This window comes from Actinokineospora iranica, assembly GCF_900101685.1.
Classification (GTDB): Bacteria; Actinomycetota; Actinomycetes; order Mycobacteriales; family Pseudonocardiaceae; genus Actinokineospora; species Actinokineospora iranica.
Genome location: NZ_FMZZ01000003.1, coordinates 126,213 through 144,549, shown reverse-complemented (window position 1 = coordinate 144,549; position 18,337 = coordinate 126,213). Strand labels below are relative to the sequence as shown.

14 protein-coding genes are annotated in these 18,337 nt (G+C 69.2%); 7 read left to right on the top strand and 7 right to left on the bottom strand.

Going from position 1 to position 18,337, the window contains the following annotated elements; genetic code table 11:
* Window positions 1-34 precede the first annotated feature (34 nt).
* Window positions 35-1,288: a glycosyltransferase family 4 protein gene (locus tag BLS56_RS08550; protein ID WP_091449431.1), complete on the top strand. Its 1,254-nt coding sequence runs from the start codon at window positions 35-37 to the stop codon at window positions 1,286-1,288.
* Here the strand turns inward: BLS56_RS08550 and BLS56_RS08545 are convergent.
* Window positions 1,285-2,037 carry an acyltransferase gene (locus BLS56_RS08545; protein ID WP_091449430.1) on the bottom strand — a complete coding sequence of 251 codons (753 nt, stop codon included), beginning with the start codon at window positions 2,035-2,037 and terminating at the stop codon, window positions 1,285-1,287. The genes BLS56_RS08550 and BLS56_RS08545 overlap by 4 nt on opposite strands.
* Before the next feature lie 75 nt (window positions 2,038-2,112).
* On the opposite strand from BLS56_RS08545, the gene BLS56_RS08540 reads away from it, so the two are divergent.
* A complete protein-coding gene (locus BLS56_RS08540; protein ID WP_091449429.1) occupies window positions 2,113-3,054 on the top strand; it encodes a nucleoside hydrolase in 942 nt (313 codons plus the stop codon).
* Here the strand turns inward: BLS56_RS08540 and BLS56_RS08535 are convergent.
* The 4 genes from BLS56_RS08535 to BLS56_RS08520 form a co-directional block, all read right to left on the bottom strand.
* Window positions 3,032-4,873: a glycoside hydrolase family 3 protein gene (locus tag BLS56_RS08535; RefSeq protein ID WP_091449428.1), complete on the bottom strand. Its 1,842-nt coding sequence runs from the start codon at window positions 4,871-4,873 to the stop codon at window positions 3,032-3,034. The genes BLS56_RS08540 and BLS56_RS08535 overlap by 23 nt on opposite strands.
* Window positions 4,874-5,013: 140 nt before the next feature.
* Window positions 5,014-5,970: a class I SAM-dependent methyltransferase gene (locus tag BLS56_RS08530; RefSeq protein ID WP_091449427.1), complete on the bottom strand. Its 957-nt coding sequence runs from the start codon at window positions 5,968-5,970 to the stop codon at window positions 5,014-5,016.
* On the bottom strand, window positions 5,960-6,739 hold the full coding sequence (locus tag BLS56_RS08525) for an enoyl-CoA hydratase/isomerase family protein (protein WP_091449668.1): 780 nt from the start codon (window positions 6,737-6,739) through the stop codon (window positions 5,960-5,962). Before BLS56_RS08525 ends, BLS56_RS08530 begins: the two co-directional genes overlap by 11 nt.
* Window positions 6,740-6,796: 57 nt before the next feature.
* Window positions 6,797-7,633 carry an ABC transporter ATP-binding protein gene (locus tag BLS56_RS08520; RefSeq protein ID WP_091449426.1) on the bottom strand — a complete coding sequence of 279 codons (837 nt, stop codon included), beginning with the start codon at window positions 7,631-7,633 and terminating at the stop codon, window positions 6,797-6,799.
* 716 nt (window positions 7,634-8,349) lie between these two features.
* Here BLS56_RS08520 and glgX point away from each other — a divergent pair.
* From glgX to BLS56_RS08505, 3 genes are all read left to right on the top strand, one after another.
* Window positions 8,350-10,479: a glycogen debranching protein GlgX gene (glgX, locus tag BLS56_RS08515; protein WP_091449425.1), complete on the top strand. Its 2,130-nt coding sequence runs from the start codon at window positions 8,350-8,352 to the stop codon at window positions 10,477-10,479.
* A gap of 204 nt (window positions 10,480-10,683) precedes the next feature.
* On the top strand, window positions 10,684-11,226 hold the full coding sequence (locus BLS56_RS08510; RefSeq protein ID WP_091449424.1) for a cysteine dioxygenase: 543 nt from the start codon (window positions 10,684-10,686) through the stop codon (window positions 11,224-11,226).
* The gene (locus BLS56_RS08505; RefSeq protein ID WP_091449423.1) at window positions 11,223-11,618 is read left to right on the top strand and encodes a rhodanese-like domain-containing protein; all 396 of its coding nucleotides are present in this window, start codon (window positions 11,223-11,225) and stop codon (window positions 11,616-11,618) included. The genes BLS56_RS08510 and BLS56_RS08505 overlap by 4 nt, the downstream gene beginning before the upstream one ends.
* Before the next feature lie 239 nt (window positions 11,619-11,857).
* Here the strand turns inward: BLS56_RS08505 and BLS56_RS08500 are convergent, their stop codons facing one another.
* Window positions 11,858-12,469 carry a phosphoribosylanthranilate isomerase gene (locus BLS56_RS08500; RefSeq protein WP_091449422.1) on the bottom strand — a complete coding sequence of 204 codons (612 nt, stop codon included), beginning with the start codon at window positions 12,467-12,469 and terminating at the stop codon, window positions 11,858-11,860.
* A gap of 1,156 nt (window positions 12,470-13,625) precedes the next feature.
* Between BLS56_RS08500 and BLS56_RS08495 the strand changes: the two genes are divergently transcribed.
* Window positions 13,626-14,201, top strand: a complete 576-nt coding sequence (locus BLS56_RS08495) for a hypothetical protein (RefSeq protein ID WP_139190570.1) — start codon at window positions 13,626-13,628, stop codon at window positions 14,199-14,201.
* Window positions 14,202-15,177: 976 nt separating this feature from the next.
* Here BLS56_RS08495 and glgP read toward each other — a convergent pair.
* Window positions 15,178-17,724, bottom strand: coding sequence for an alpha-glucan family phosphorylase (gene glgP / locus BLS56_RS08490; protein WP_091449420.1), 2,547 nt, complete (start codon window positions 17,722-17,724; stop codon window positions 15,178-15,180).
* A 186-nt stretch (window positions 17,725-17,910) separates the two neighbouring features.
* Here glgP and BLS56_RS30505 point away from each other — a divergent pair, with 186 nt between their 5' ends.
* Window positions 17,911-18,192, top strand: coding sequence for a hypothetical protein (locus BLS56_RS30505; protein ID WP_139190569.1), 282 nt, complete (start codon window positions 17,911-17,913; stop codon window positions 18,190-18,192).
* Window positions 18,193-18,337 lie beyond the last annotated feature (145 nt).

Genomic DNA, 18,337 nt, shown 5'->3' with positions numbered 1-18,337 from the left:
GTTCACAGACCCGAGTGCGAGGATTCCGCTCACCATGCGCGTGCTGATGCTGTCCTGGGAGTACCCGCCCGTCGTCGTCGGGGGCCTCGGCAGGCACGTGCACGCCGTCGCCCGCCACCTGGCGGGCCAGGGTCACGAGGTCGTCGTGCTGTGCAGGCACGAGGCGGGCACCGACGCGGGGACGCACCCGACCGAGGACGCCGAGCACGACGGCGTGCGGGTGATCCGGGTCGCCGAGGACCCCACGCACCTGGTGTTCGAAAAGGACCTGGTCGCGTGGACGCTGGCGATGGGCCACGGCATGATCCGGGCGGGCTTGGCGCTGCTGGCGGACTGGCGCCCCGATGTCGTCCACGCGCACGACTGGCTCGTCACCCACCCCGCGATCGCCTTGGCCGAGCACGCGCGCGTGCCGCTGGTGGCCACGGTGCACGCCACCGAGGCGGGCAGGCACAGCGGCTGGCTGTCGCAGCCGCTGAACCAGCAGGTCCACTCGGTCGAGTGGTGGCTGGCCAACCGCGCGGACGCCCTGATCACCTGCTCGTCGGCCATGCGGATCGAGGTGGCGCACCTGTTCGAGGTGGACCCGGCCGCGATCACGGTCATCCACAACGGCATCGAGCCGCGCAGCTGGCGGGTGCCGCCCCGCGCGGTCCGCGAGACCCGCGCCGCGCACAGCCCCGACGGGGCGCCCCTGCTGCTGTTCTTCGGCAGGCTGGAGTGGGAGAAGGGCGTGCACGACCTGGTGGCCGCGCTCCCCCGGGTCCGCCGCTCGCACCCGGGCACCCGGCTGGTGGTGGCGGGCAAGGGCTCCCAGGCCACGCCGCTGGTCGAGCTGTGCCGCAAGCTGCGGGTGCGCCGGGCCGTCGATTTCGTCGGCCACCTGTCCGACCCGGAACTGGGCGCGATGCTGGCCGCGGCCGACGCGGTGGTCCTACCGAGCCGCTATGAGCCGTTCGGCATTGTCGCGTTGGAGGCAGCCGCCGCGGGCGCTCCCCTGGTGTCTTCCACCGCGGGCGGTCTGGGCGAGGTAGTCATAGAGGGCAAGACAGGACTGTCGTTCGCCCCTGGCGACGCCGACGGGATCGCCGCGGCGGTCCGCCAGGTCCTCGACGACCCGGCGGGAGCCCGGCAGCGCGCCCGCACCGCCAAGTCCCGGCTGCCGGTGGACTTCGACTGGGACCGGATCGCCACGCAGACGGTCGCGGTCTACCAGTCGGCGGTAGTCGGAGAGCACCTTCCGCTGGGCCGCCCCAAGATCGCGTCGGGCAACGCTTTCGGGCCCTAAGACTCCAGCGTCTTCTGCAGTGCCTTGGCCGCCTTGCGGGCCATGTCGGCCACGGCGACGCGGCGTTCGGCGTCGGCCTCGTAGGCGGTCAGCCGGTTGCGGACGACCCGCGCGGGGATGCCCGCGGCCACCGCGAAGTCCGGGATGTCGCCGCGGACCACCGCGTGCGCGCCGACGACGCAGCCGCGGCCGATCCTGGTGCCCTTGGTGATGGTGACCTTGGTGCAGACCCAGGTGTCCGGCCCGATGCGCACCGGGGACTTCACGATGCCCTGGTCCTTGATGGGCTGGTGGATGTCGGCGGTCACGTGGTCGAAGTCGCAGACGTAGACCCAGTCCGCGATCAGGGCCGCCTCGCCAAGCTCGATGTCGAGGTAGCAGTTGACGACGTTCTGCCTGCCGAAGACCACCTTGTCGCCGATGCGCAGGGACCCCTCGTGGCAGCGGATCGCGTTGCCGTCGCCGATGTGCACCCAGCGGCCGATTTCCAGGCGGCCGAACCCGGGGCGCGCGTGGATCTCGACGTCCTTGCCGAGGAACACCATGCCGCGCAGCACGACATGCGGGTTCGCGATCCGGAACTTCAGCAGCCGCCAGTAGCGGACCAGGTACCAGGGCGTGTACGCGCGGTTGCGCAGCACCCAGCGCAGGGATTCCCTGGTCAGGAACCGCGCCTGGGCCGGGTCGCGGCGCGCGCGCGACCAGAACCGCAGCCGGGAGGCGACCGGGGAACCCCACATCGACGTCATGGCAGAAGACGTTAACCCAGGGGTAGGCGCGGGACGGCGGGTGGTGGCAGAGCAGGATGCCGGCAAGGTGAAGACATGGTCCGACTGATCATCGACACCGACCCCGGCGTGGACGACGCGTTCGCGCTGACGCTGGCGGCCCGCTCGCCCGAGGTCGACCTGCTGGCGGTGACGACCGTGTTCGGCAATGTGGGCCTGGCGGCGACCACGCGCAACGCGCTGCGGGTCTTGGCGCTGTGCGGGCGGGAGGACGTGCCGGTGGGCGCGGGGGCGGCGCGGCCGCTGGTCTACCCGCAGCCGTTCGAGGCGAAGGCGGTCCACGGCGAGGACGGGCTGTCCGGGCGCGCCGGCTTCCTGCCGCCGCACGCCCGGGGCGCCGAGGTCGAGGACGCGGTGACGCTGCTGGCCCGGGTGCTCGACGAATCACCCGAGCCGGTGACGGTGGCGCCGATCGGGCCGCTGACCAACATCGCGCTGCTGCTGGCCGCGCACCCGCACCTCAAGCAGAAGATCGACCGGCTGGTGATCATGGGTGGCGGCCTGCGCGGCGGCAACAGCACACCCGCCGCCGAGTTCAACCTGTGGTGCGACCCGGAGGCAGCACGGCGGGTCTTGGTCGAAGAGGACGTTCCGGCGGTGTTGGTCCCCATCGATCTGACTTACCGCTGCGCGGTAGACGGCACGTGGTTGACCAGGTTGCGCGAATCCGGGCCGCTAGGCGAGGAACTGGAAGCGCTGACGACGGTCTACCGCGCGCACTACAACCAGTCCCTCGGTTTCGACGGCACGGTGCTGCACGACGCGGTGGCGGTGGCCGAGGCGATCAGCCCCGGAATCCTCACCACGACGAGGGTCCCGATCCATGTCGACACAAGCTTCGGCCAGGGGCGCGGCTCGGTGATCGCCGACCGGCGGCTGACCGCCGCCGAGGACGAGCCGGGTTTCCGGCCGGTCGATATCGCGCTGGAGACCGATTTGGACGGTCTGCGCGAGTTCATCTTGGACGGTCTCCGGTAAGCCGGTAGCGCAGACCGTGGCCGTACGGGAACAGCGCCTGCTTCCCGTCGCCCGCGTTGATCGGCTGCTGGTCGAACGCCGCCCAGGTCGAGGGAAGCCTGCCGGTCGGGTTGTGGTCGCCGAAGAGCACGTCCACGACCCCCTGCCCCTCGGTGCCCGGCAGGAACGCCGCGAGCAGCGCGTCCCAGTCGCCGAGGTGCGCGCCGACGTCCAACGGGCGTCCGGAAACCAGCACCACGACCAGCGGCACGCCCGAAGCCGTCAGCCTCCCCAGCGTGGCCACGTCCTCGGCGTCGAGGGACAGGCCGTGCGGCCGGTCCCCGAAGAACTCCGCGTACGGCTTCTCCCCGATCACGGCGACGGCGGCGTCGAAGCCGCCGTCGATGCCGCTGCCGTCGATGCTGTGCACCACCTCCGTTCGCGCGGAGACGGTGGCGCGGATTCCTTCCAGCACCGTGGTTCCCGGTGTGACGTCGCCGCTGGCACCCTGCCAGGTGATCGTCCAGCCGCCGCTCTGGTTGCCGATGTCGTCGGCGCTCTTGCCCGCCACGAACAGCTTCCGCACGTCCTTGGACAGCGGCAGCACACCGTCGTTCTTGAGCAGCACCTGGGACTTGCGGACCGCCTCCCGGGCGAGCGCACGGTGTTCGGGGCTACCAACGGTCCCGATATACCGCCGGTCGGCAAGCGGCTTCTCGAACAGGCCTAACTCGAACTTCTTAGTCAAGATGCGCCGGTTGGCGTCATCGATCCGCGACAGCGGTACCCGCCCCTCTTGCACCTCCGCGCGCAAGAGGGCGAGGAACTTCTTGTACTCGAAGGGAACCATCACCATGTCGACGCCCGCGTTGACCGACGCGCGCACCTCCGCCGCGGTGAACCCGGGCTGGCCGTCGATCTTGTCGATGCCCTGCCAGTCGGAGACGACGAAGCCGGAGAAGCCCAACTCGCCCTTGAGCAGGTCGGTGATCAGGTACCTGTTCGAGTGCAGCTTGGCGGCGTTCCAACTGCTGTAGGACACCATCACCGAGCCGACACCGCGGCGCACCGCCGCCTGGAACGGCGGCAGGTGAATCGCCCGGAGTTCCCGTTCGCTGATCTGGGTGTCGCCCTGGTCCGTGCCGCCGGTGGTGCCGCCGTCGCCGATGAAGTGCTTGGCGGTGGCCAGTATCGAGGCGGGGCCGTCGAGCCGACGGCCCTGGAACCCGGTGATGATCGAGGTGTTGGCCGTCGCCAGGCCGGGAACCTCGCCGAACGACTCGTAGGTGCGACCCCAGCGGTCGTCGCGGGCGACGCACAGGCACGGCGCGAAGGTCCAGTCCGGGCCGGTCCCGGTCACCTCCTCGGCCGTGGCGCGCCCGATCCTCTCCACCAGGCGCGGATCACGGGCGGCGCCGAGGCCGATGTTGTGCGGGAAGATCGTCGCGCCGCGCACGTTGTTGTGGCCGTGCACGGCGTCGACGCCGTAGATGATCGGGATGCCCAGCCTGCTCGAAAGCGCGGTGCGCTGGAAGGCGTCGTACATGTCCGCCCAGGTCTCGGGCGTGTTCGGGGTGGGCGTGGAACCGCCGCCGGAGAGGATCGAGCCGATCCCGTAGGCGGCGATGTCCTGCCCGTCGGCGGGAGCGGACCGCTCGATTTGGGTCATCTGGCCGAGCTTCTCGTCCAGGGTCATCCGGCGCAGCAGGTCGTCGACCCTGGCCTGGGCAGGGCGAGTCGGGTCCGCGTAGGCGGGCTCGGCGACGGCGACACCGGCGGTGAGCGCCAACGCGCCCGCGAGCAGGGCGATTGTCCGGCGGGGCGGGCAGAGTCGCGGCATCGCGGTCCTCCCGGAGCGGACTTTGTTGTGGTTCACAACGTAGCCGCCGGGGCGCGGTCGGCGCAGCCCGCTTCATCCGAATGCCGTAACGCCGAACGGCGGCGCCCCGGGCAGGGACACCGCCGTTCGAAGAACCGCCGTCAGAGAGGTTTGCGACCGGTGACGAGCACGTTGTAGAACAGCTCGCGCGGCAGGATCTTGCGCAGCAGGCGCTCGTCCAGCCAGGTCAGCCGCTGCCAGGTGCGGAAGGCGAACATGCCCCAGCCGAACCCGAGCTTCTCGCGCGGGACGGCCGCCTCGAAGGTCCGCACCGGCCAGCCGAACAGCGCCGCGGCGAACTCCTCGGTGACCGCGCGGACCTCGGCCATGCCCGCGTCCCGGGCGGTGGCCTCCAGCGTGGCCGGGTCGAAGGTGTGGATGTCGACCACGGCCTCCAGCGCCGCGGCGCGCGAGGACTCGTCCAACTCCTCCTGCGGCCTGCGCCACTGCCGCAGCGGGCCGAGCTTGGTCAGGTTCGTGGTGAGCCACCAGGTCGCCTGCCCCAGCTTGCGGGCGTACCGGTCGCCGATCTTGGTCGGCTCGCCAGCGAAGACGAACCGGCCGCCCGGCTTGAGCACGCGGTGGATCTCGGCGAACGCGGCGGGGATGTCCGGGATGTGGTGCAGGACCGCGTGCCCCACGACCAGGTCGAAGCTGTCGTCGTCGTACGGGATGCGCTCGGCGTCGGCGACCCGGCCCTCGACGTCGAGCCCGAGGCTCTCGGCGTTGCGCAGCGCGACCTGCACCATGCCCGGGGACAGGTCGGTGACGAAGCCCTTCTTCGCGACCCCGCCCTGCATGAGGTTCAGCAGGAAGAAGCCGGTTCCGCTGCCCAGCTCCATCGCGGTCTCATACGGCCAGCCCTGGTCACCCGCGACTGTCTTGAACCGGCCAGTGGCGTAGGAGATGCAGCGTTCGTCGTAAGAGATCGACCACTTCTCGTCGTACGTTCCGGCTTCCCAGTCGTGGTAGAGCACGTTCGCGAGCTTGGGGTCGGCGAACGCCGCCTCGACCTGCTCAGCGGTGGCGTGCGGGTTCGGCGTCGGATCAGCGGCCATCGAACTCAGCCTTCCCTGGGCCGTTCTCGAGGAACGACCGCATTCCGGTGGTGCGGTCCTCGGTGGCGAACAGGGCCGCGAACAACGTCGTCTCCAACTTCAGGCCGCTGGCGAGGTCGTTGTCGAGCCCGCCGTCGATCGCCGCCTTCGCCGCGGCCAGCGCCCGCGACGCGCCGCCGGTGAACTGGCTCGCCCAGCGCTTCGCGGCCTCGTAGACATCATCCGGCGCGACGACCTGGTCCACCATCCCGATGGACAGCGCTTCCTCGGCCTTGACGAACCGTCCCGTGTAGACGAGGTCCTTGGCGCGGCTCGGGCCGATCAGCCGGGCCAGCCGCTGCGTGCCGCCCGCGCCGGGGATGATGCCGAGCAGGATCTCGGGCTGGCCGACCTTGGCGTTGTCGCCCGCGATCCGGCGGTCGCAGCACAGCGCGAGCTCGAACCCGCCGCCGAGCGCGAATCCGGTGATGGCCGCGACGGTCGGCTTGGGCAGGTTCGCCACTACCGAGAACGAGTTAGTCAGCTCGGGGGCGTAATCCACAATGTCGTTATAGGACATCGTGGCGAACTCCTTGACGTCCGCGCCTGCCGCGAACACCTTCGGTCCACCGTAGACGATCACGGCCTTGACGTCGGCGCGCGTGCCCGCCTCCTGCGCAACCGCGCGCAGTTCGGCCTGTAGTTGCCGGTTGATCGCGTTCATCGGCGGCCGGTCAAGCCGGATCGTGCCGATGCCGTCCTCTACCTCAAGCCGAACGAACTCACCCACGGACATGCCTCCTACCGTGCCGATGCCATCGCCGAAGGTTACCTGCCGGTAAGAACCCTAGCCCCGGCGGCGGGCGAAGTACCGGTCGCCCGAACGCGTCAACTCCAGCTCCTGCCCGAACGTCGCCGACAGGTTCTCACTGGTCAGCACGTCGTCTATCAGCCCCTGCGCCACTACCCCGCCGTCGGAAAGCAGCAACAGATGGGTGAACCCCGGCGGGATCTCCTCCACATGGTGGGTGACCAGCGCGGTCGCGGGCGCGTCCGGGTCCAGGGCCAGCTCGCTGAGGCGGGCCACCAGGTCCTCACGGCCGCCGAGGTCGAGGCCCGCCGCGGGCTCGTCGAGCAGCAGCAGCTCCGGGTCGGTCATCAGCGCGCGGGCGATCAGCGTGCGCTTGCGCTCGCCCTCGGACAGCGTGCCGAACTCGCGGTCGGCCAGCGCCGCGATACCCATCGCCTTGAGCAGCTCAGCCGCCCGGCCGGTGTCGAGCTGGTCGTACTCCTCACGCCACCGGCCGAGCACCGCGTACCCCGCGCTGACCACGACGTCGAGCACCTTCTCGGCCGGGGGCACCCGCCCGCCCAGCGCTGCGGTGGCGAAGCCGATCCGGGTGCGCAGCTCGAACACGTCGACCCGGCCCATGCGCTCACCGAGGACGTGCACGACGCCGGTGGTGGGGTGCAACTCGGCCCCGGCGAGCCGCAGCAGGGTCGTCTTGCCCGCGCCGTTGCTGCCGAGAATCACCCAGCGCTCGTCGAGCTCGACGCTCCAGTTCACTTCTTTGAGCAGGTCGTTGGTGCCACGGCGGACTCCAACGTCCGCCATGTGCACCACCAGGTCATCGTGTGCGTCCGGTCCGGTGCTGGCCTGAGTCTGCGCGGTCACGGGCGCCATTCTGCCGTTGCCCCGCGCTGCGCTCGTGCCGACCCGTGCGCCCGTTTTCACCGACCGCACAACGGCGGCCCCGACCGGCGGCACACGACGACAAAAACGCCCGCGATGGCCTCGACACACACAGCGGACACCGCGATCCCGGCCGTCCGGCGGCCGCTCAGCGGCCCAGACGATCAATCCCCCACGACCACTCGGCGAACCGGCTCCCACACCTGCCGGTCCAAGCCCATCTCAGTCCGGATCCGCGCTCCGGGCCGGGTTGGTTCTGGTCAGCGCCCTCTGCGCAATCCCCCACCCAGGTCCCCGAACCCACCCCAACCGACGCGGCTGCACGCGCCTGCTCGCCCACCGCTGCCCGCATCCACTACCGCCACCGCGCTTAACGCCGTTCCCACCTTTTACCTCGGCGACCTCCAGCCCACCTCGGCGGTCCCCGCAGCCCCGCTCACGTGCGCAGGTCCTCCAGTCGCCAACTCCCGCGAATCTCCCACCGGTGGCTCCCACACCCCCGCCTGCGAAGTCGTCCCGGTCCCAGCCATAGGCACATGTCGTCACGCTAAGCGACCAACCACTGGTCGGTTCAGCCCGAATCGCCTGGTCATTGAGCGTCTACGCCCTTTCGTCACCCTGCGGATTTCCGGCACCCGGTAACAGCGGCTGGACTGTCCCCCGCCCGGCTCCTCGATCGCGTGAGTCCGCTAGTCCAGGATGGAGATGTGTCGCACTCAGATCCACGTCCGCTGCCCGGTCATCCGTTTCCGCTCGGCGCACACCCCGAGGCAGGCGGGGTGCGCTTCGCCGTCGCGTCGTCGGTGGCCGAGGCGGTGGAGCTGTGCCTCATCGCCGACGGCGACGACGGGCCGGTCGAGCAGCGCATCGAACTGACCGAGCGGACCTTCGGCATCTGGCACAGCACGGTCCCGGGCGTGACCCCCGGGCAGCGCTACGGCTACCGCGTCCACGGCCCGTACGACACATCCCGAGGCATCCGGTGCAACCCGGCGAAGCTCCTGGTCGACCCGTACGCCCGCCGGATCGCGGGCACGGTGTCGGACCTGGCCGCGACCCGCGGCTACCGGGGCGACCCGATGACCGGGGGACCCTCGCGGATCGACTCGCTGGGCTCGGTGCCCCTGTCGGTCGTCACCTCGTTGGGCGGTCCGGACACGGGTCAGCGCCCGAACGTGCCGTTCGAAGAGACTGTGATCTACGAGCTGCACGTGCGCGGGTTCACCAAGCTTCACCCGGACGTGCCCAAGCACCTGCGCGGCACCTACCTCGGCCTGGCCCACCCCGCGGTCGTCGACTACCTGCTGCGCCTCGGCGTCACGGCCGTGGAGCTGCTGCCGGTGCACACCTTCGCCGACGAGCCGCTGCTGCTGCGCTCGGGCAGGCACAACTACTGGGGTTACTCGACCCTCGGGTACCTCGCCCCGCACGCGGGCTACGCCTGTCGGCCCGGCCGCGAGGTCGAGGAGTTCCGCACGATGGTGGCCGCGCTGCACGCGGCCGGTATCGAGGTGATCCTCGACGTCGTCTACAACCACACCTGCGAGGGCGGGGTCGCCGGCCCGACCCTGTCGCTGCGCGGCTTGGACGCGCCCGCGTACTACCTGATCGACGACCACGGGCACGACATCGACCTCACCGGCTGCGGCAACACCCTCGACCCCGGTTCGCCCACGGTGGTGCGGCTGGTGACCGACTCGATGCGCTACTTCGCCGAAGAGCTGGGCGTCGACGGGTTTCGCCTCGACCTGGCCAGCGCCCTGGGCAGGCCGGGCGGCGGCGGGTTCGACCCGAACGCCGCGCTGCTGACCGCGATCACCACGGACCCGCTGCTGTCCAACCGCAAACTGATCGCCGAACCGTGGGACGCCACGGGCGAGGGCTACCGGGTGGGCGGTTTCGGCGTCCAGTGGGCCGAATGGAACGGTCGTTTCCGCGACGGAGCCCGCGACTTCTGGCGCGGCGCCACCGGTCTCCGTGATCTCGCTTACCGCCTTTCCGGATCGTCCGATTTGTACGCGGCCAACGGCAGGCGCGCTTGGGCGTCGATCAATTTCGTGACCGCCCACGATGGCTTCACACTGCGCGACCTGGTCTCTTACGACCACAAGCACAACCATGAGAACGGGGAGCACGGCGCGGACGGCACCAACGACAACCGCTCGTGGAACTGCGGCGCCGAGGGCGAGACCGGCGACCCGAAGGTGTTGGCCCTGCGCGACCGGCAGGCCCGGAACCTGCTGGGCACCCTGTTGCTGTCGACCGGCACCCCGATGATGACCGCGGGCGACGAGCGTTGGCGCACCCAGCACGGCAACAACAACCCGTATTGCCTGGACAACCAGACGTCCTGGGTGGACTGGAACGCGAACAAGCGCAGCGACGACCTGCTCGCGTTCACCCGCCGACTGATCGCGTTGCGCGCCGATTCCCCCGCCCTGCGCCAACCGTTGTTCTTCGACGGCAGGCCCACTCGGTCCGGTGAGCCCGACCTGGTGTGGTTCCGTCCTGACGGCCTGCCGATGACCGAGGAGGACTGGTTCGACGAGTCCCGCCGCACCATCGGGATGTGGATCGACGGTTCGGAATGCGTCTCCCGCAACCGTGAGGGCGAACTGGTCGCGGACGACTCCTGGCTGCTCATCCTGCACGCGGGCGCCGATCAGGTCGAGGTCACCCTGCCCGGCGACCGCTACGCCGACCGGTTCATCCCGGTTTTGGACAGCGGCACCCCACGCGGAGTCCCCGCAGACGATGATCCGCTGCCCCCGGAAAAGCGAATAGTGCTCACCGGACGCACATTGCTGCTGTTGCGCGCTCCCCGTATCAGTACGTGAGACGACTGGAGACGGTCAAACCGGCCGTGCCAGCATGGCGGCGTGACAAGGTCGTTGTTCTCGTGGCGCGACCGCACGGTTGATCTCCACTTAGTGGCCTCGTGCGGCTGTACCGCCACGCGGTGTTTCGGCTCACCCGTTTTCCCGGCTTGAGCCGATTCGCCGCGTTCCGTTGTCGATATTGGACACGAACGAGGAGCGAAAGTGACGACTTCGACCACGAACCTGGACATCCACCCCCGACTCGACGTGCCGCGCCTGCGGACTTTGCTCGCCCCGCGTGATCCCCTGTGGGCTCCGACGGAACTGCGCGACCTGACCTCGTCCGTGGTCGAGGAACTGCGCCCCACGCTCATCGAGACGGTGCGGTTCTCGAGCCCGCGGCGCTGGTGGACCCGGCTGGCCCTGACCGCTGAGATCGAGCTGTGGCTGTTGTCTTGGCTTCCCGGCCAGGGCACCGCTCCCCACGACCACGGCGGCGCGTCGGGCGCGTTCACGGTGCTGCTCGGCGCTCTCGCGGAGACTTACCGCTACCCCTCCGGCCCGATCCGCAACCAGCTGCACACCACCGGCGCGTCACTCGGTTTCGGCCAGGGCCGTGCCCACCAGGTGCAGAACCTGTCCGCCACCCGGGCCGCGAGCGTGCACGCCTACTCACCCCCGCTGGTCCCCACCCGCGAGTACGCCAGCCTGCGCGATGTCCCCGACGACATCCCCGCCCTGCCGATCCCCAGGAGCGTCCGGTGAGCGCCGTCGACGACCAACTGGAGTTGGCCCGCACCGAACTGGATCGGGTCGACCCGCTCCGTGCCAACCGTCTCCGCGAGGAGGGCGCGGTCTTCATCGACATCCGCCCCCTCGCCAACCGGGCCGAGGAAGGCGAGATCCCCGGCTCCATCCCGGTGGAACGCATCCATCTCGAATGGCGCCTGGACCCGCACGGCGAACACCGAATCGATGGCTTCACCGAGCACAGCACCGTCATCGTCCTGTGCAACGAGGGCTACGCCTCCAGCTTCGCCGCCCGAGACCTCAAGCGGGTCGGCCTCACCCACGCCACCGACCTGATCGGCGGCTTCCGAGCCTGGCGGGCGGCAGGCCTTCCCGTCAGAGATGGCGGCACACCCGCGATCCCGTAACCCCGTCCAACTCCCTTCAGCCGACCAGCGCTGGCTGAGCAAACGCTTGCATCCCGCCCAGCCAACTCCTTTCCCCCACCGTCGATCGCATTCCGCTTTCCACGTTCGCGCGGAACCGCTCTCGTCCCAGAGCGCCGGGAACACGCCCTCGGCAGGCCGCCGCCGCAACGCTCATCCGCGGCGACCACAGCGCTCGCCACCACCGAGGCAGAAGCCGCGAAACAAGGCTTCGCCGAACGTCAGCCAGCGGCCGCCAACTGCCGGACCGTGGTCACAAAGTCCCGGATGAGCCCGGGGTCTTTCGCGCCCCGAGTCACCTCCACGCCACTCGACACGTCCACACCCCACGGCCGCGCCGCCCGAACCGCGTCCGCGACGTTGTCCGCCCGCAATCCGCCCGCCAACATCCACTTTCCGCTCGGCCGCGCGCCGTCGAGACTGGCCAGGTTCCACCGCTGCCCCGACCCCGCCACCGGCGAGTCCAAAAGCAACATGTCCTCACCCCAACCACCGGCCCGCACGTCGGTGCTCTCTTTCAGGGTCGTCGCCCGGATAAGCCGCACCGGCAAATCGGCCAACTCGGCGAATGCCTCCCGCGGATAGTCACCGTGCAACTGAATGGCGCCCAGTCCCGCCGTCAATGCCATCTCTCCGGCACGCCCAGCGGGTATCCCACTGAACACGCCGACCGTCAACACCTCCGACGGCACTCCGGAAGCAAGCGCCTTCGCCTCAGCGACCTCCACCCGCCGCACACTCTCGGCGAACACGAATCCCACAGCGTCGGCTCCCGCCGACACCGCCGCCGCCACATCAGCCGCCGACCGCAACCCGCAGACCTTCACGAACATGAACCGGACACTAACCCACCTCCCCTCTCCCGCGACGCGCTAACCACGCCCACCCCCAGCGACCCACCCACTCCACGCTCGACATCCAGCCAGAGCTCCATTCCCTAGCTCCAGCAACTTCCAAGGCAACTCCCCCAGGCCAGCCCAATAACCAGGTGGTCGCCGTGTTCTCAGCGATGTCCTCCGAGAACGGGCTAGCCCCGACGCCCCGTCCAACAGCCACTCGCTGCCCTGCCCGCATCCCCGCTCCCTGGCATTGGCCAAGCGGTTCAGCCGCCTGACAACCCGCGTGCCTCAACGCCCGACCTCAACCAGACACGATGCCAACGAACCAGTGCATCAACCCGCCGTCGCGTGATCACAGCCCGGGAGACTTCCTGATCGACTAGACGTCAGCCGCGACGCCTTGGCCGAGAGGTGAACCAGCCCATTATGCGCGGCCCACCATGCGGTGCACCATGCGCTGCCCGGTATGCGGCCCACCTTGCGCTGCCCGGCATGCGCGGCTCGCCGCGCAAACGCCGCAGTCCGCTCCCCGACAAGGGAACCGCGCAGCCAAACCGCGCGTCAGTTACCCGTGCGGGTCCTCCGAGTGTTGCGCCACCCTGTCCTCCTGCTAGCGACCGTGCCCAGCGCAGTGGTCGGCTTGGCAACAGGCTCGGCGACCGAAGCCGGACTCGGCGTCCTCGGCGCGGTGAGCGGCCTCCTATCAGGTCCCCTTTCTCTCCAAATCGGCATGCTGGTCGGCGCACTGGTTCTCGGTGCCCGAGTGCACAAGGTCGTCATCGGCGTAGGTTCCCGCATCGCCGACTGGACGACCCCACGACGAGTCGTGGTCTTGCGTGCGCTCCCACTCCTCCTTTCGGTCTCGGTCGGCCCAGGCAAGGCTCCTGCCCGGAAACGGATGTGGGGCTCGGCCCTATGTTCGGCTCTACTCGGATTGGCTTGTTCCAGTGTCGCGACCACAACCGCTTTGACGTCACCCAGCGGGTTCTCAATCGGCTTCACCTCCGCTTGCGCCCTCACTGTCGTCCACGCGCTCATCCCAAGGAAAACCCCTGGTTCGACCTCGACTGGCTGGCTCTTGCTGAATCTGCTCAGACTGACCGGGGTCAAGGCTCAACAACTCGACGCCGCACCACTCGTGGGCCAAACGGTGGACGCGACCCAGGACGGCCGTTTGGACTTGGCCACCGAGTTGGCAGCCCGACTCGCGGACACCTACCCCAACCTCCGCACCGCCACCGCGGCACGCGTCTTGGTGCTCCAAGCCCGAGGCCGCTACGCGGAGGCCCTGATGCTGGCCATGCCCCTTGCCGGGGATCCAGACCAGACGCCCCAGGAAGCGGCGGTATCGTTTGCCGCGCTCGCAGGACTGGCCTGCGCGACAGTCGAGGACGGACAACTCGACGCGCAACTGGGACTGAACACCGCCACCCAAGCCTTGGAGAACGCGGAGACACTGGGTTACCCGTCCTACAAGCTCAACGGCACATTGGCCCTGCGCGAGTTGTTGCAGGGAAACGCGGATCGAGCGATTTCCCTCGCGAGGCTCTCGGCGGATTCGTGTGATGACCGACTGGGACGAGCCGACGACCTGGCGACTCTGGCGAGGGCGCACATGGCAGCAGGAGACAACCGCGCCGCTCGGGAGGCGATCGCCGAAGCGGAGAAAATCGTCCCCTGGTGGCCGCGCGTCGCCACGACTCGAAGCAGGCTCGATATCGCCTGATGTCAGCCCGGCGTAGTATTACTAGCCCCAGCGCGGGCACGAACGCGAACAGTGTTGTCCATCGCATGTGTCGCTCCAATCGCATCATCTCGTCGAGGTGAGCACAGCCGTGAAGCTGCGAACACACGTTCGATAGTAGCCACTAGAAGCCCCCGATGAAGTGCGAAAACGCATGTTCACTCGATCGTGCCACTTGGTCGAAAAACAGCGGGAGCCGTGCCAACATCAATGGCATGACCCACTTCACCAACACATCCATCCACACGCCGCTCAAAGTTCGAGCGAGCAGTCGCCAAGACGTTGACCAGGCGCCACCGACACCGTTGGACTTGGACGACGCAATGTCCGGTCCAAGAGTGCTCCTCGTCCATGAACTTGAAGATCGGCTAGGCGATCCGGGACCGGACACGGCACTGGAGTCTGCGGTGCGCACGTCGACCAACCTTGGACCGAGGGAAGGTCCCGAACACCTGCCCGGGGTTCAACTTCAGCAGTCCGGGCAAGCGCCGACGCCCAAAGGGGTGCCTCCAACACCGGCCTTGTGCGTGACGGTCCCTCAGCGATCGACTCGATACCCGTGTCGTCCGGTAGGCGAGGAAGGCAGCCGAAGTATCAGCCCGACCAGTAGACGCGATGCCTGTGAAAGTTGGGGACCGAGTAATCGCCTCGGCGGTCACGCCAATAGAACCGTTGCTCTCCACCGGGGGCAATGGCGGGTGGTCATGCGCCACTCCAGCACGGTTGCGCCGCGGCGCCCGCGGGGTATCGGACGCGCATTTCCCCATGGCCACGTCCGCTTTCAAGACGTAGGGCGGGCGATTTCACCTCCACCCTTCGGGTCCAACGCCCGGGCAGTGGCCCCGAAGCCGACATCCAGCCAGTCGTGCAGGACGTACGACAAACGCGCCGCCACACGTGCGGACGTGTGGCGGCGCGCTCTGCGGCTTCTCACCAAGAAGCGGAGCCGGTCACGAAGTCAGGCGAGTACCACCTTGCCCAGCTCCGCAGGCGTCGCAAGGAGGCCGTGTTTAGGCAGCACGCGGGCCGTCACCCCGAGTGCTCCCGCGTGCGGCAGGAGGATTTCCGTCGAGTAGCGGTTTTCAGCCACCGGGTGCATCACGGCGGTGACGACGTCGCTCAGTTCGTCGGTGTCGCCGACTCGGCCGACCACTGCTTGGACTTGGACGTCGGACGGGTCGAGTCCGGCGAGGTCCACTGTGGCCTGGACATGGACACGGTCGCCGATCACCGGTGTGTGGCCGTCGTCCAAGCCGAGTTCGCAGTCGATCACCCGGATGTGCGGCCACGCGCCCGCCAACCGGTTGCGGTACTCGGCGAGGTCCTTGGCGACACGGAAGTCGTCGGACTGGGCGAGCGCGCCTGCCGTGGCCGCGGGCGCGTAGGCCGACTCGACGTACTCGCGCACCATGCGCGACGCCTGCACCTGTGGGCCGAGCGAGGCCAGCGTGTGCCGAACCATCGACATCCACCGGACGGGCACGCCGCCGCTGTCCCGGTCGTAGTAGAGAGGAGCAACCTGTGATCCGAGCAATTCGTAGAGCGCGGCCGCCTCCAGGTCGTCCCGGCGGACCGGGTCGTTGACGCCGTCCGCGGTGGGAATCGCCCACCCGTTGCTGCCGTCGTAGAACTCGTCCCACCATCCGTCCCGGATGGACAGGTTGAGGCCACCGTTGAGGGCGGCTTTCATCCCGGACGTGCCACAAGCCTCAAGCGGGCGCATCGGGTTGTTGAGCCAGACGTCGCAGCCCCAGTAGAGATAGCGAGCCATGGACATGTCGTAGTCAGGGAGGAACACGATGCGGTGACGCACCTGCGGATCATCGGCGAAACGGACGATCTGCTGGATAAGCGCCTTGCCCCCGTCGTCGGCGGGGTGGGACTTGCCCGCGACCACAAGCTGGACCGGCCGCTCGGGGTGCAGCAGCAGGGCCCGCAGCCGGTCCGGGTCGCGCAGCATCAGGGTGAGGCGCTTGTAGGTGGGAACACGGCGGGCGAATCCGACAGTGAGCACGTCGGGGTCGAACACCGAGTCGGTCCAGCCCAGTTCCAGCGACGAGGCGCCCCTTTGGAGCCAGGCCGCGCGGACCCGGCGGCGCACCTCGCCGACCAGGCGCTCGCGCAGCCCACAGCGCAGTTCCCACAGCCGCGCGTCGGTGACCTGGGAACTGTCGTGGCCGTCCTCCCCCACCATCGCCTCGGGGTCGCCGACGATCGCGGTGATCTCCCGTGCGGCCCAGGTCGGTCCGTGAACGCCGTTGGTCACTGACGAGATCGGGACCTCGTCGGTGTCGAAGCCGGGCCAGAGACCACCGAACATGCTGCGGCTGACGGCGCCGTGGAGTTGGGAGACGCCATTGGCCCGTTGGGCGAGCCGCAGGCCCATGTGGGCCATGTTGAACATGCCCGCGTTCTCTTCCGCTCCCAGCGCGAGAACACGACGGAGGTCGATGCCAGGAAGGAGGGTGCCATCGCCGAAGTAATGCTGCACGAGGTCGACCGGGAAGCGGTCGATGCCCGCGGGCACGGGAGTGTGGGTGGTGAACACCGTGCCCGCACGCACCGCGGACAGGGCTTGGTCGAAGTCCAGGCCCTGACCGGACACCAGTTCGCGCAGGCGTTCGAGACCGAGGAAGCCCGCGTGGCCCTCATTGGTGTGGAACACCTCGGGCTGCGATATGCCGGTCAGCTCGCAGTAGGTGCGGACGGCCCGGACGCCGCCGATGCCCGCCAGGATCTCCTGGCGGATTCGGTGGTCTTGGTCGCCGCCGTACAGGCGGTCGGTGACGCTGCGGAGATCGTCGGAGTTCTCTTCGATGTCCGAGTCGAGCAGAAGCAGCGGCACGCGTCCGACCTGGGCTTTCCAGATCCGGGCGCGCAGCACCCGGCCGCCGGGCATGGCCACGTGCACCAGGATCGGGGCGCCGGACGGCTCGGTGAGCGGTTCGAGCGGGAGGCCGTTCGGGTCGATGACCGGGTAGTGCTCGACCTGCCAACCGTCGAGTGACAGCGACTGTCGGAAGTAGCCTGAGCGGTAGAGCAGGCCCACACCGATCAACGGCACACCGAGGTCGGAGGCTGCCTTGAGGTGGTCGCCCGCGAGGACGCCGAGACCGCCTGAGTAGTTGGGGAGAGCCTCGGTGACGCCGAACTCCATCGAGAAGTAGGCGATCGAGCCCGGCATTCGGCTGCCGTTCAGTTCGCCTTCGCGGCGCTGGTACCACCGGGGCTCGCCGAGGTAGCGGCGCAGGTCACCGGACACCTCGGCGACTCTGCCGAGGAATGCCTCGTCGCTTGCCAACCGCTCCAGCCGCTCGGCTGGCACCTCGGCGAGAAGGTGCAGCGGGTCGCCGCCGACCCGCTCCCAGATCTCACGGTCGACGGCGGCGAACAGGTCTTGGGTCGGCGGGTGCCACGTCCACCGCAGGTTGGTGGCGAGCGTGCCGAGATCGGCGAGCGGCTCGGGGAGCCCGGCGCGGACGGTGAATCGACGTACGGCTTTCACGGAGTCCGACCCTAGCGGGCAACCTGGATCGAGCAAGCCATCCGGCCACCGAGTACCGAGCGTGGCGAGCCCGGCACACCTGTCCCCGCTGGTCAGCGGTGGGGTCAGCGCACCGAAACAGGTCTGAATCCCGTCGGCGTGCCTGGCTCCTGGCAGCTGGGTAGGCCCGAAGGCGTCGTGGGGCTGGTGGCTGATGCCACCGGGCCGACGAAGAGCGGTGGAGGGGCAAACGCGACCGGATCGGCGAGGTTCGGCAGCGACTGCGGCGGGGCCGGGCTGGAGTGGGGAGGAGTGGGTGGAGTGGAAGCCGGGTTGAACGAGGTGCGGGTGATTGGGGCGGAGGCGCGGGTGGGGGTGAAGTTGAGGAAGGTTGAGACGGAATCGGGGGCGACGCAAGGCGCAGAGACGAAGGCGCGCGAAGGGAAGAAAGTGGGAACGAAGGCCGAGGTGAGGTTGGGGACGAGGTGAGGGGCGGTTCGGGTGCGAGGTGGGTGCAGTCGGGCTGGATGCCATGACGCCGGGAGCGCGGGAGCGCGGGAGCGCGGGAGCGCGGGAGCGCGGGAGCGCGGGAGCGCGGGAGCGCGGGAGCGCGGGAGCGCGGGAGCGCGGGAGC

Excerpts from the sequence above, each read along its gene's own strand:
- BLS56_RS08530 (WP_091449427.1), bottom strand. The coding sequence starts at position 5,970 with ATGGCCGCTGATCCGACGCCGAACCCGCACGCCACCGCTGAGCAGGTC.
- BLS56_RS08550 (WP_091449431.1), top strand. The coding sequence starts at position 35 with ATGCGCGTGCTGATGCTGTCCTGGGAGTACCCGCCCGTCGTCGTCGGG.
- BLS56_RS08520 (WP_091449426.1), bottom strand. The coding sequence starts at position 7,633 with ATGGCGCCCGTGACCGCGCAGACTCAGGCCAGCACCGGACCGGACGCA.
- BLS56_RS08545 (WP_091449430.1), bottom strand. The coding sequence starts at position 2,037 with ATGACGTCGATGTGGGGTTCCCCGGTCGCCTCCCGGCTGCGGTTCTGG.
- BLS56_RS08500 (WP_091449422.1), bottom strand. The coding sequence starts at position 12,469 with ATGTTCGTGAAGGTCTGCGGGTTGCGGTCGGCGGCTGATGTGGCGGCG.
- BLS56_RS08535 (WP_091449428.1), bottom strand. The coding sequence starts at position 4,873 with ATGCCGCGACTCTGCCCGCCCCGCCGGACAATCGCCCTGCTCGCGGGC.
- BLS56_RS08540 (WP_091449429.1), top strand. The coding sequence starts at position 2,113 with ATGGTCCGACTGATCATCGACACCGACCCCGGCGTGGACGACGCGTTC.